11 protein-coding genes and 1 pseudogene are annotated in these 13,193 nt (G+C 64.2%); 9 read left to right on the top strand and 3 right to left on the bottom strand.

Annotation, left to right across the window (positions count from 1 at the left end):
- Window positions 1–142: 142 nt before the first annotated feature.
- The 3 genes and pseudogenes from H8A92_RS07875 (at window position 143) to H8A92_RS07885 (ending at window position 3,574) form a co-directional block, all read left to right on the top strand.
- Entirely contained in the window at window positions 143–1,120 is a 978-nt protein-coding gene (locus tag H8A92_RS07875) for an ABC transporter permease (protein WP_229195259.1), read from the top strand.
- A gap of 2 nt (window positions 1,121–1,122) precedes the next feature.
- Window positions 1,123–1,952 (top strand): annotated as a pseudogene (locus H8A92_RS07880) (ABC transporter permease).
- Complete coding sequence (locus H8A92_RS07885; RefSeq protein ID WP_229195261.1) at window positions 1,949–3,574, top strand: ABC transporter ATP-binding protein; 1,626 nt, start codon at window positions 1,949–1,951, stop codon at window positions 3,572–3,574. Before H8A92_RS07880 ends, H8A92_RS07885 begins: the two are co-directional and overlap by 4 nt.
- A gap of 15 nt (window positions 3,575–3,589) precedes the next feature.
- Here the strand turns inward: H8A92_RS07885 and H8A92_RS07890 are convergent, their stop codons facing one another.
- Window positions 3,590–4,957 (bottom strand): NAD(P)/FAD-dependent oxidoreductase, encoded by a 1,368-nt coding sequence (locus H8A92_RS07890; protein WP_229195262.1) that lies wholly within the window; start codon window positions 4,955–4,957, stop codon window positions 3,590–3,592.
- Window positions 4,958–5,035: 78 nt separating this feature from the next.
- Between H8A92_RS07890 and H8A92_RS07895 the strand changes: the two genes are divergently transcribed.
- The 4 genes from H8A92_RS07895 (at window position 5,036) to H8A92_RS07910 (ending at window position 9,182) form a co-directional block, all read left to right on the top strand.
- Window positions 5,036–5,890 (top strand): VOC family protein, encoded by an 855-nt coding sequence (locus tag H8A92_RS07895; RefSeq protein ID WP_229195263.1) that lies wholly within the window; start codon window positions 5,036–5,038, stop codon window positions 5,888–5,890.
- Between the two features lie 213 nt (window positions 5,891–6,103).
- Complete coding sequence (locus tag H8A92_RS07900) at window positions 6,104–7,426, top strand: ABC transporter substrate-binding protein (RefSeq protein ID WP_229195264.1); 1,323 nt, start codon at window positions 6,104–6,106, stop codon at window positions 7,424–7,426.
- The gene (locus H8A92_RS07905) at window positions 7,423–8,361 is read left to right on the top strand and encodes a carbohydrate ABC transporter permease (protein ID WP_229195266.1); all 939 of its coding nucleotides are present in this window, start codon (window positions 7,423–7,425) and stop codon (window positions 8,359–8,361) included. Before H8A92_RS07900 ends, H8A92_RS07905 begins: the two co-directional genes overlap by 4 nt.
- Window positions 8,358–9,182 (top strand): carbohydrate ABC transporter permease, encoded by an 825-nt coding sequence (locus H8A92_RS07910; protein WP_229195268.1) that lies wholly within the window; start codon window positions 8,358–8,360, stop codon window positions 9,180–9,182. The genes H8A92_RS07905 and H8A92_RS07910 overlap by 4 nt, the downstream gene beginning before the upstream one ends.
- Window positions 9,183–9,630: 448 nt before the next feature.
- On the opposite strand, the gene H8A92_RS07915 is transcribed toward H8A92_RS07910, so the two are convergent.
- On the bottom strand, window positions 9,631–9,792 hold the full coding sequence (locus H8A92_RS07915; RefSeq protein WP_229195294.1) for a hypothetical protein: 162 nt from the start codon (window positions 9,790–9,792) through the stop codon (window positions 9,631–9,633).
- Between the two features lie 305 nt (window positions 9,793–10,097).
- Here H8A92_RS07915 and H8A92_RS07920 point away from each other — a divergent pair, with 305 nt between their 5' ends.
- Together H8A92_RS07920 and H8A92_RS07925 are read left to right on the top strand one after the other, a co-directional pair.
- Entirely contained in the window at window positions 10,098–11,786 is a 1,689-nt protein-coding gene (locus tag H8A92_RS07920) for an aspartate:alanine exchanger family transporter (RefSeq protein ID WP_229195270.1), read from the top strand.
- Between the two features lie 225 nt (window positions 11,787–12,011).
- Entirely contained in the window at window positions 12,012–12,191 is a 180-nt protein-coding gene (locus H8A92_RS07925; protein WP_229195271.1) for a hypothetical protein, read from the top strand.
- A 129-nt stretch (window positions 12,192–12,320) separates the two neighbouring features.
- Here the strand turns inward: H8A92_RS07925 and H8A92_RS07930 are convergent, their stop codons facing one another.
- Window positions 12,321–12,998 carry a cysteine hydrolase family protein gene (locus H8A92_RS07930; protein ID WP_229195272.1) on the bottom strand — a complete coding sequence of 226 codons (678 nt, stop codon included), beginning with the start codon at window positions 12,996–12,998 and terminating at the stop codon, window positions 12,321–12,323.
- Window positions 12,999–13,193 lie beyond the last annotated feature (195 nt).

Below are 13,193 nucleotides of genomic sequence, written 5' to 3' on the forward strand. Positions count from 1 at the left end.
TTGGTGGCAATTTCAATCCCAATAGGGCCCGGATCCATCTACACCGTCATTGCGAGGAGCGAAAGCGACGAAGCAATCCATCCTTCCGCGCGCGCTGCGCGATGGATTGCTTCGCTTCGCTCGCAATGACAGAGTAAAAGGCATGCGTATCCTGAGCCTTGCGGGGCGGCGGCTTGCCGCCTCGATTCCGACCTTGTTCCTGATCCTGATCGGCGTGTTCCTGCTGCTGCAGCTCGCGCCCGGCGACACCGTCGATGCGCTGATGGCGCAGATGGGCGGCGGCGACGCCGCGACCGCCGAGGCGCTGCGCAAGTTCTACGGGCTCGACCTCTCGGTTCCGGCGCAGCTCGGCAACTATCTGTGGCATTTGGTGCGGCTCGACCTCGGCTTCTCCTCGATCTACGGCAAGCCGGTGGCGACCGTGATCCTGGAACGGCTGCCGCCGACCATCCTGCTGATGACCGCCTCGCTTTCGTTCGCGTTCTTCTTCGGCCTCGTGTTCGGCGTGATCGCCTCGCGCGGCGTCAACCGCTGGCCGGACACGATGATCTCGACGCTCGGCCTGATCTTCTACGCCACGCCCTCGTTCTGGTTCGGGCTGATGGCGATCGTGGTGTTCTCGGTCTATCTGCAATGGCTGCCGCCCGGCGGTTTCGAGGACATCGGCAACGTCCAGACCGGGATCTGGCACGTGCTCGATATCGCGGCCCATCTGGTGCTGCCGACGCTGACGCTCGGGCTGATCTTCCTTGCGATCTATCTGCGCATCATGCGCGCCTCGATGCTGGAGGTCTTGAACCTCGATTTCGTCCGCACCGCCCGCGCCAAGGGGCTGGACGAAACCCATGTCATCACCCGTCATGTGCTGCGCAACGCCCTGCTGCCGATGGTGACGCTGATCGGATTGCAGGCCGGCACCATGCTCGGCGGCTCGGTCGTGGTCGAGAGCGTGTTCTCGCTGCCCGGCCTCGGCCGCCTCGCCTATGAATCGGTGGTGCAGCGCGACCTCAACACGCTGCTCGGCATCGTGTTCGTCTCGGCGCTGCTGGTCATATCAGTGAATTTCGTCGTCGACCTGCTCTACGCGCGGCTCGATCCGCGCATCGCGGCGGAGGGCTGACGATGGACGCGGCGAAACGCTATTTCCGCAGTCCGGCCGCGGTGATCGGCCTGATCCTGCTGCTGCTCGTGATCGCGATGGCTGTCAGCGCGGGTTTCCTCTATCCGCGCGATCCACTTGCCTTGGCAGGCAGGCCGCTGGTCTGGCCGTTCTCCAACCCACGCTTTTTGCTCGGGACAGATAATTCCGGGCGCGACATCGCCGCGCAGATCTTCTACGGCGCGCGGATTTCACTCCTGATCGGCGGCGTCGCCACGATGATCGCGATCCTGATCGGCATCCTGGTCGGCGCCTTCGCCGGCTATTACGGCGGCTGGGTCGACAATGTGCTGATGCGGATCACCGAGGCGTTCCAGACCCTGCCGAACTTCGTGCTGCTGCTGGTGCTGGTCGCGGTGTTCGGCTCGACCTTGACCACGGTGACCATTGCGGTCGGCGTGGTGTCGTGGCCGGCGCCGCACGGTTGACCCGCGCCGAATTCCTGTCGCTGCGCAACCGCGAATTCGTGCAGGCCGGCAAGACCCTCGGCATGAAGGATGTGCAACTCATCCTCGGCGAGATCCTGCCCAACGCACTGCCACCCGTGATCGTGTATGCCAGCGTGGTGATGGCGGTCGCGATCCTCCTGGAGAGCGCGCTCGCTTTCTTAAGGCTGTCCGATCCCAACGTCGCCTCCTGGGGCAATCTGATCGGGCTCGGCCGCGACGTGCTCCGGGTGCAGTGGTACGTCTCGGCAATCCCCGGCATCGCGATCCTCGTCACCGTGCTCGCGGTGTCGCTGGTCGGCCAGGGCCTCAACGATGCGCTCAATCCGAGGCTTAAGAGCCGATGAGCGAGACTGTCCTTTCGCTCGACGGCCTGACGGTGCGGCTGCCCAAAGGCGCCGACCGGCCGCATGCGCTGTCCGATGTCTCGCTCTCGATCGCGTCGAACGAGATCCTCTGCGTGGTCGGGGAATCCGGCTCCGGCAAGTCGATGATGGCGAATGCCATCATGCGGCTGCTGCCGAACGAGGTGACCATCGAACAAGGCCGGATGATGTTCGACGGTCGCGATCTCTGCGCCGCCGATGCCGCAGAAATGCGCGATGTGCGCGGCGCCGGGATCGCGATGATCTTCCAGGAGCCGATGACGGCGCTCAACCCGTTGCGCACGATCGGCGACCAGATCGGCGAGATGTTTGCGATCCACACCGGCCTGTCCAAGGCCGAGATCAACGCGCGGGTGCTGGCGCTGCTCGAGGACGTTCGCATCCCCGACCCGAAGGCAGCCGCAAAGGCCTATCCGCACGAGCTCTCCGGCGGCCAGCGCCAGCGCGCCATGATCGCGATGGCGCTCGCGCTCGACCCGAAGCTCCTGATCGCGGACGAGCCGACCACCGCGCTCGACGTCACGACGCAGGCGCAGATCCTGAAGCTGATCCGCGATCTGCAGCAGCGCAAGAAGACCGCGGTGCTGTTCATCACCCATGATTTCGGCGTGGTGGCCGAGATCGCCGACCGCGTCGTGGTGATGCAGCACGGTGCAATCGTCGAGCAAGGCACGGCAGACAAGGTGCTGAACGATCCGCAGCATGCCTACACCAGGCAGCTGATCGCTGCCGTGCCGCCGTTGACGGCGCCGCCGCCGCGTATCCTGTCCGGCAAGGACATTCTGACCATCGACGGGGTTTCAAAAACCTACCGCACCGGCGGCTTCCTCGGCCGCGGCGCGCGGATCACGGAAGCCGTGAAGAACGTCTCGCTGCGCCTGCCGCGCGGCGCGACGCTCGGCATCGTCGGCGAGTCCGGTTCGGGCAAATCGACGCTGGCACGCTGCATCGTCCGGCTGGTCGATCCCGACACCGGATCGATCGTGCTCGACGGCAAGGACTGGGCAAAACTCGGCCGCGACGAGATCAGGCACGAGACCCGCCACATCCAGATGGTGTTCCAGGATCCCTTCGCCTCGCTCAACCCGCGCCGCAAGGCGGCCGAGCTGGTGGCGCAGGGACCGATCGTGCACGGCACCGACCGCGCCACCGCGATCGCGGAAGCGCGAAAGCTGTTCGAGCTGGTCGGGCTCGACCCGTCCGCCGGCGACCGCTTCCCGCACGAATTCTCCGGCGGCCAACGGCAGCGCATCGGGCTTGCGCGGGCGCTGGCGCTGAGGCCGGATGTGCTGGTCGCCGACGAGCCGGTCTCGGCACTCGACGTTTCTGTGCAGGCGCAGGTCTTGAGGTTGCTCGCCGAGCTGCGCCAGCAGCTCGGCCTCTCCATCGTCTTCATCACCCATGATCTGCGTGTCGCCGCGCAGATCTGCGATCTCGTCGCTGTCATGAAGGATGGCGCCGTGGTCGAGCAAGGATTGACCGATGAAGTCTTCGGCAAGCCGCAGCATCCCTATACGCAGGCGCTGTTGTCGGCGATCCCCGGCGGCGATTTCACGCGAAAGCGCGACGCCTTGATCGCCTGATCAGGCTGCTCGCCTTTACCGCGACCGGCGCGAGGCGAGCAAATGCTCCGCCCAGCGCAGCAGCTCGAAGCGATCGCCCCCGACCAGCTCCTGCGCATCGCGCTGCCGGTACAGCACCAGCATCCAGGGCGCGAGCTTGCGTAGCAAGCCGTGCGCCATGTACTGCACCGGCTCGGTGAACGGCAGCGCCAGCTCGCTTTCCGGCACGTCCTGCACGGCCCTTGCCAATTCGCGGCCGAGCGGAATCGTCAGCGCGACGGCGCGGCCGTTGCAGCCGGTCCAGCCATAGGCGTTCGGTCCGAGGCGATGCATGCGCGGCAGGAAATCCGCGGTCATTCCGACATAGCCGTTCCAGACATAGTCGAACGAGACGTCGCCGATCTGCGGCCACAGACGCTGCAACCGCTCGGTCACCCGCGCCTTCAGCCGCGCGGTCTTATCACCGGGGCCGAGCACGGCGCCGCCGGTGACGAGGCGATTGCGGGCGTCGTAGCGTGCGAAGTAGAGCTCGCCATGGGTATCCGACATCGCCTGCCGGCCGGGGATGATGGTCTTGCGGACATTGTCCGACAGCGGCTGCGTCGCCATCTGCCACGACAGTACCGGCATCACCTCGGTCGCGATCTCCGGCACCAGCGATTTCGCGAACTCGCCGCTATAGGCATTGGTGGCGACGACAAGCGCGCGGCCGGAGATTTCGCCCTTCTCGGTCTTCACCACCCAGCGATCGCCGCGGCGCTCGAAAGCGAGCGCGGGCGAGCGGGCGTAGATCCGCGCACCTAGCCCAAGCACGGTGCGCGCGAGGCCCCGCGCCAGCGCCAGCGGATTGACGTGACCGCCGGTCCTGTTCCAGAAGCCGCCGTACCACGCATCCGAGCCGAGTATGTCCCGGGTCTGGTCGCGCGACAGCAATTCGACCGGCGCTCCGAATTTCGACCACTGCTGCACTCGTCGTTCGGCGATCTTGATCCGCCCGGGCGAATGAACCGGCTGCACCCAGCCGGCCTGCTCCTGCTCGGCCTCGATGTTGTAGCGCTTGACGACGTCGAAGAGCATTGCCGCACTGTCGCGCAGCATCGCGACGAAGCGCTCGCCGGCGGCGCCGTGCCTCTTGATGATGTCATCGGGATCAGGGCGCGACAGCGTCGGGATCACCTGGCCGTTGTTGCGGCCCGAGGCGCCCCAGCCCGGCTCTGCGGCCTCGACGATCGCGACGTCGACATTGGCCTCGCGCAGATGCAGCGCGGTCGACAGCCCCGTGAAGCCGCCGCCGATGATGACGACGTCGGCCTGCTGCGCGCCGGTCAATTCGGGGCAATCGGGCCCTGACGGCGTCACGGCTGCCCAGAGCGAATTGGGCCAGCGCACGGCATTGCTGGTCATCATGATCCTTTCTTGCGGGCGCCCGGTCATTCTGGTTAGCTTCACTCTACTCTCCTATTTCAGCCGGGAAGACAACAAGTGGCACTCAAGAACGTCATCGGAATCGATCACGCCGTAGTCATGGTGAAAGACCTCGACAAGGCGGCCGAGAATTACAAGCGGCTCGGCTTCACCGTGTCGCCGCGCGGCACCCACAGCGCGCATATGGGATCGGGCAACTACACCATCATGTTCGACCCCGATTACATGGAATTGCTCGGCGTGCTGACGCCGACGGAACACAATGCTCCGGCGCGCGCCTTCCTGGAGAAGCGCGGCGAAGGCATCGAACGGATCGCGTTCACCGCGGTGGATTCCACCGCCGGTGCCGAGGAGATCCGAACACGCGGCTATGCCCCGATCGGGCCGACCGATTTCGAGCGCCCGGTGAGCTTGCCTGATGGCACCGTTTCGGCGGCGAAATTCCGCACCTTCCAGTGGCCGACCGCCGAGGCGCCCGGCGGCGTCCGCATCTTCGCCTGCCAGCACAAGACCCGCGAGACGGTGTGGATTCCCGAACTGATGACGCACGCCAATGGGGCAAACCGCCTCAAGCAGGTGCTGATCGTCTCGCCGGATCCCGCAACCGATGCCGCGCATCTGTCCAAGATGATCGATATCGCTGTCAGGAACGATCCCGACGGTGCGGTTGCGGTGCCGTCCGGCGGCGATCGCGCCGACTTCGTGTTCCTGACCAGGGATCAGCTCGGCAAGCGCTATCCCGGCGTGTCGCTTGACGGCCTGTCCGAGCGCGGCGGCGCCGGCCTCGTGATCGCGGCCGACCTTGCCGCCACCGAGAAGGCGCTCGGCGCGACCGGCGTGAAGAACGGCGGCGGCATCACCGTGCCGCCGGCTGCTGCGAACGGCACCCTGCTCGCCTTCGTCAAGGCCTAACTGCCATCGCACGCGCGGCGCTGCATCATGCGGCGCCGCGTATGTTGCCCAAGACGACGCGCAGAAGCGCTCCAGCATCGATGCGATTTTTGATCGTATCAATGCTGTTGGTGCATCGGTCGATGCACGATCCGTCCGGAAAACCGGTGTTCACTTTTCCGGATCATGCTCTAGTATCCCTCCCAAACAAGAAGCAGTCCCTGGGAGAGAAACATGTCGCATCACCTGATCTCGCGCCGGCAGATGCTGGCGGGCACGGCCGCCGCGGGCGCGGTTGGAATGACCGGATTTCCGGCCCGCGCCGAGGTCAACTGGAAGAAATATTCCGGCACCACGCTCGAAGTCAGCCTCGCCAAGGGACCGCGCGGCGACAATCTGCAAAAATACATCAAGGAATTCACCGAGCTCACCGGCATCAAGGTCGAATCCGAGCAGGTCCCCGAGCAGCAGCAGCGCCAGAAATGCGTGATCGAACTGTCGTCGGGCAAGCCGAGCTTCGACGTCGTTCATCTCAGCTATCACGTGCAAAAGCGGCAATTCGAGAAGGCCGGCTGGCTCGCCGACATGTCGGGCTATCTCAAGGATCCGAGCCTGACGCTGCCGGACCTCGTCGAGAGCGATTTCTCCGCAGCCGGCCTGCAATATGCACGCAACGACAAGGGCCAGATGCTGTCGCTGCCGTGGTCGGTCGACTATTTCATCCTCTACTACAACAAGGAGTTGTTCCAGAAGAAGGGCGTCGAGGTCCCGAAGACGCTGGAGGAGATGGCGGTCGCCGCCGAGAAGCTCACCGATCCCAAGGAAGGCATCTACGGCTTCGTCGGCCGCGGCCTGCGCAACGCCAACATGGCGATGTGGACCAACTTCTATCTGAACTACGGCGGCGAATTCCTCGATGCGAAGGGCAATATCCTGACCGATGGCCCCGAGGCCGTCGAAGCGACAAAACTCTATCAGCGGCTGCTGACCAAATGCGCGCCGCCCGGCGTCGCCGGCTTCAACTGGATGGAGTCGATGGCGTCCTTCACCCAAGGCAGATCGGCGATGTGGATCGACGCCGACGGCTGGGCGCCGCCGCTGGAAGATCCCGCCGCCTCACGCGTCGTCGGCAAGGTCGGCTACACGCTGGTGCCGGCCGGTCCCAAGGGCAGTTTCTCCTCGACCTATGGCGACGGCGTCGGCATTGCCGCCGCCAGCAAGAACAAGGAAGCCGCCTATCTGCTCTGCCAATGGGTGGTTTCGAAGGGACAGGGCGCGCGCCTGCTGCAAGCCGGCGGCGGCGTACCATTCCGCAACTCCATCGTCGACGATGCCGAGGTCGCCAAGGGCGTCAAGACCAAGGAATGGCTGCAATCGGTGGTCGATTCCGCCAAGATCTCGAAGCTCGGCCTGCCCGTCATCATCCCGGTCGCTGAATTCCGCGACATCGTCGGTGCGGCACTGACCGCGACGCTGTCGGGCACCGATCCCGCCACCGAGCTGAAGAAGGCGCACGAGCAATTCCGCCCCATCCTGGAGCGTAGCGAAAAAGCGTGAGCGTGGTGACTCAAGCTTCGCCGGCTGCGGCCGATCATGCCGCGCCGGCGCGTGAATGGCGTCCGCCGTCCTATTGGCCGTTCGTGATCCCGGCGCTCGTCGTGGTGCTGGCGGTGATCATCTTTCCCTGGGTGTTCACGATCTGGATGAGCATGCAGGAATGGAAGGTCGGTTCGCCCACCACCTTCGTCGGGCTCGCCAACTATTTGCGGCTGCCGACCGATCCGCGCTTCGTCGAGGCGGTCGGGCACACATTGTCCTACACCGCGCTGTCGGTATTGCTGCCGCTGGTGTTCGGCACGCTGGCGGCGGTGGTGTTTCACCAGAAATTCGCCGCGCGCGGTTTCCTGCGCGGCATCTTCATCATGCCGATGATGGCGACACCCGTGGCCATCGCGCTGGTGTGGACCATGATGTTCCACCCGCAGCTTGGCGTCTTGAACTATCTACTTTCGCTGGTCGGCCTGCCGCCGCAACTCTGGGTGTTCAACCCGACCACCGTGATTCCCTCGCTGGTGCTGGTCGAGACCTGGCAATGGACACCGCTGGTGATGCTGATCGTGCTCGGCGGCCTCGCCGCGATCCCGACCGAGCCGTATGAGAGCGCGCAGATCGACGGCGCCAATTTCTGGCAGGTGTTCCGCTTCATCACGCTTCCCCTGATCATGCCGTTCCTGTTCATCGCCGGCATGATCCGCATGATCGACGCGGTGAAAAGCTTCGACATCATCTTCGCGATCACGCAAGGAGGGCCCGGCTCGGCGTCGGAGACCATCAACGTCTATCTCTACAGCGTCGCCTTCGTCTATTACGACCTCGGCTACGGATCGGCGATCGCGGTGGTGTTCTTCCTGCTGATCGTGGCGCTGGCAGCGCTGCTGCTCTACTTGCGCAAGCGCCTGCTGTGGACGTCGCAGCTCGGGAGCGAGGCATGAACCCGCGCTATATCGTCGGCCGGATCGGGCTTTGGCTGTCGGTGTTCGTCATCGTCTCGCCGGCGATCCTGTTCTTCCTCTGGATGGGCTCGCTGTCGCTGAAATTCGAAATCGACAACGCCTCCTATCCGCCGGTGTTCTTTCCGGAGCATATCGCCTGGAAGAACTATGCCGACGTGTTCGCGTCGAACCGCTTCCTGACCTATTTCACCAACAGCCTTGTCGTCACCGGCTGCGCCACGGCGCTGGCGATGCTGGTCGGCGTGCCCGCCGGCTACGGCATTGCGCGGATGGCCGCGCATAAATCGGCGATCGTGATCCTGATCGCGCGCATCACGCCGGGCCTGTCGTACCTGATCCCGCTGTTCCTGCTGTTCCAGTGGCTCGGCCTGCTCGGCACGCTGGTGCCGCAGATCATCATCCACCTCGTGGTCACCGTGCCGATCGTGATCTGGATCATGATCGGCTATTTCGAGACCACGCCGCTCGAGTTGGAAGAAGCCGCACTGATCGACGGCGCCACCCGCTGGCAGGTGTTCCGCCATGTCGCGCTGCCGATCGCAAGGCCCGGCCTCGCGGTCGCCTTCATCCTCGCGGTGATCTTCTCCTGGAACAACTTCGTGTTCGGCATCGTGCTGGCCGGACGCGAGACCCGCACGCTGCCGGTCGCGGTCTACAACATGATCTCGTTCGACCAGCTCAGCTGGGGCCCGCTCGCCGCCGCCGCATTGATCGTGACCGCGCCGGTGCTGCTGCTCACCGTGCTGGCGCAGCGGCAGATCGTCGCCGGGCTCACGGCGGGCGCGGTGAAAGGCGGCTAGGTCAGATGGAGTTATGACGCCGTCGCAGGGGGCGTTGCCAAAATATCGAAAACAACCCCATGCAAAGGTGCCGGCGGCGCCCGACGTTCGACCGGGCAACTTGACATGTCGGGCAACTCAGGGATATATTCTAATATTCCGAAATTGGGCAGACGTCGCCCTGCCGCTGTCGCATATGGCATCAGCGAGCTTGTGCAGTGGCGGCACCGCGGCACTTCGCCCTCGCGACCGATCGCCGACGCGCAGGAATGAAGAGGCTGCGAACTCAGGCGCGCGCAACTACATCAAGATCGCAACCGCAGCAAAGGCAAATGGGGCTAGCCCCAAGATCACAATGCTCGCGGCGTAAAGGATTTCGTCGTCCATGAGGCAACTCCCGCGTCTGGGAGTCGAACCTTACTGCCGAAGCATCAGACGGTTTTGAGCGACGTCAAAAAATAGAGTGGTCTCACGCTGACTTCGGTGTTGGGTTTTGCTTTTGCCACTCGGCCAGCCTGGCTTCTTCCTCGGCCAGCAGCCTCTGCAGGATCGCGATCTTCACCGCGTCTGTTTCGATCGCCAACAGCTCTTTGAAATGAGCGATGTTCGCCCTGAAGATAAAATCCACCAAGGCTCAATCCCCTCGCACAGGAGCCCGGGAAGCATTCTGTCACAACATATGCGCTCATGACAGTCCCGATAACATTACTAACACTTTGACGCTGCTTCCATTTCTAGGACAAACCCCGCTCTGGCGCGGCAGATGAGAGACTCTCCCGGCTCTGACCGGCCAACGGGCGAGGCAACGGGGCGGGCTCTTCCCTCGCAAACGCTGCATCACCATCGGCAACGCCTTGCCTCCGCTTGATATGAATCAAGCAATCCCTTGGATTCCTGGAATTACATTCCGGCAAAGCTCGCCGGGAGAAATGCGATATGAACACGATCAGGTGGATCATTTCCGCTGCTCCGGAGATTTTTCTGCTGTTGGCTGTTGCCGTCGGCACGATCCTGGGCCGCGTGAAGATTCGCGGATTTGCGATCGGGACCACGGCGTGTGTCCTGATCGTGGCGGTGCTGATCGGGCAATTCGGCGGCTTCACATTCCCTCCCGTGCTCCGCGTCATTCTCTTCAGCCTCTTCGTGTTCACGATCGGCTACCGCTCAGGGCCTGAGTTCTTCGCGTCGCTCAGCCTGCGCACGCTAGCGCAAGTCGCGATGGCCCTGGTGCTGGGAGGCACCGGACTGCTGATCGTGTTGGCGTTCGCATCCAGCCTCAAGCTCGATCCTGGCACGGCGTCGGGAATCGCCGCGGGTGCGCTGACGCAATCTTCGGTGATCGGCACCGCGTCGGGCGCGCTGGCCCAGCTCGGTCTGCCGGCCGACGAGTTGAAGCAGCAGGAAGCCAATATCGCAGCCGGCTACGCCGTCACCTATGTACTCGGCTACATTCTGACACTGCTATTCGTACCGTTCGTCGCACCGAAACTGATGCGCATCGACCTGAAAGCGGAGGCCAAGAAGCTGGAAGCCGAGCTTGCGGGGGGCGAAGTACCGCCGGCCGAAAATCTTTCTTACCGAAAATTTCAGGCTCGCGCCTATCTCGTGTCGACCGCTGCGGGGCGATCGGTCAAATCGATTGAGGAGCAGATCGGAAGCCGGACCGTCGTTGAACGTATCGTTCGCCAAGGGATCGACATAGAGCCGCATCTGGACACCGTGCTGGAGGGTGGCGACAACATCGTCATCGCCGGACGCACCGCAGCCCTCGTCGCCGCCAGACCGATCATCGGCACCGAGATCGACGCCGACGAGATCCTCAAGGCAATTCCCGGCAACGTGGTCGAAGTGCTGGTCGACAATCGCAGGCTTCACGGTCGTTCCGTCAAGGACGTTGCCGAGCAGGTCGGCGGCAATGCGCGCGGCGTCTTCCTGCGTGCCCTGACGCGGATGGGCCGCGAAGTGCCGTTGAGCGCAGATACACGCATCTACGTGGGTGACGTCATGACGTTGGTCGGCAGCACGAGGAATATCGAGCGGGCCGCCAGCAACGTGGGCCAGATACTGCGGACGGGCGACCGCGCCGATATCGCCTTCCTTACCGCCGGCATCGCCATCGGCCTGCTTGCGGGGCTTGCCAGCATCAAGGTTGGCGGCGTCGCGCTGACCCTTGGCGGCGGCGGCGGCGCGCTGATCGCCGGCCTTGTCTGCGGCTGGTTGCGTTCGCGCCGGCCAACCCTAGGCGCGCTGCCGCCTGCCGCGCAGCAAACGCTAAGCGATGTCGGGCTTGGCGGCTTCATCGCCGCGATCGGTCTTGGCAACGGCGCAGCCGCCTGGACCGCGATTCAGGCGCACGGCCTGATGCTGGTCGGCATGGGCCTCGTCATTACTATCGTGCCGTTGGTGGTCGCGACACTGTTTGCCTTTTACGTGCTGCGCATGAATCCGGTGGTGACCTGCGGCGCGCTGGCAGGCGCGATGACCGTCGATGCCGCGGTAACCGGCGCCTGCGAGATGGCGGAGAGCCAAACACCGGTCCTCGGCGTTGCCGTTCCCTACGCCGTCGGCAATGTGATTTTGACCGTGCTCGGCCCGATCATCGTGGCCAGCACATATGCCGGCTAAGGAAAGTACCGGGGCGCGAAGCACGGCAACGCGCCCGCGGCGCGGCACGCCGGCCGCGCGACTGGCGGAAAGCGGAGTTGATCTCGCTCAACTTGCCCCGGCTTTAGATGAGCTAATCAAGAAGTGCGTGGTCCCCCCTACGCGAGAAATGCCCCCCATCCCAAGGCCGCTGGCTTCCCCAAGGCCGGCGGCCCTTTTTGTCTTGATCGACCCGGAGCCTTTTTGATGCTGACAGCAGCGGAATGCCGAGATTTGGCCGAGAGCTATCGGAGCCAATCGCAAGACCGCGCAGTCTCTGCAAAGCAGGCGAACGTGCTGCGAAATATCGCCAACAGCTTCACAGGCCTGGCAAAACAACTCGAGATGCTGGCTGATGATGAACACGGCCTGCGCGCGCCGCATTGAGCCGGACTATGGATTTCGGCCGCTGCCTGTTGTTTGCGCGCCACTCTGCCGATGCTGCCGACCGAGCCGCGTGACGTTGCTCGGGTGAACGCATCGATCGGCTGCGGCCGCGCGCTGATCAGGTCCGCTCTAGCCGGCCAACGCCTTCAGCACCGCGGCTGAATCGGCAACCCAGCCGAAAATGCCGCCCTGGGCCTTGATCATCTTCAGGCCCATCTCGTGGAATTCCGGGAAGTAGGACGCGCAGCCGTCTGATATCACGACGCAGCGATAGCCGCGGTCGTTGGCTTCGCGCACCGTGGTGTTGACGCAGACTTCAGTGGTGACGCCGCAGACCAGGAGATTCTCGATGCCGTATTTCTGCAGGATGTCGCCGAATTCGGTGGCGTAGAATGCGCCCTTGCCGGGCTTGTCGATCACGATCTCGCCGTCGAGCGGATAGAGCTCGGGGATGATGTCATGCCCGGCCTCGCCGCGGATCAGGATACGTCCCATCGGCCCGGGATCGCCGATCCGAAGCGACGGCGCGCCGCGCTCGAGCTTTGCCGGCGGCGCGTCGGAGAGATCGGGCAGATGGCCCTCGCGGGTATGGACAACGAGCAGGCCGGCGTCGCGGACTGCCGCGAGGACGGCAGCGATCGGCTTTACCGCGCGGGCGAGCTGGCCGACGTCATTGCCGAGCGTCTCGCCGAAGCCGCCAGGCTCCATGAAATCGCGCTGCATGTCGATGATGACGAGCGCGGTCCTGCTCCAGTCGAGCGTGATCGGCCCCGGCTCCGCCGCGATTGTCGCGCCTGAATTCGCCATGACGTACGCCCCGAATGCGAGAAGACCCGCGCTTGATTAAGCAAACCGCGTGCCATTGCGCAAATGATAGTGCCGTCCCCTTCAATGGCCCGAAATGCCCGGCATCTCAATTGCTTGGGACACGCGCCCGGCCGTTCGCCCTGCCCCGCTTCTCATCCGCTTGATTTGCGCATCGCTTAATCCTGCTGGCATGAT

Source organism: Bradyrhizobium acaciae (genome assembly GCF_020889785.1).
Lineage (GTDB): Bacteria > Pseudomonadota > Alphaproteobacteria > Rhizobiales > Xanthobacteraceae > Bradyrhizobium > Bradyrhizobium acaciae.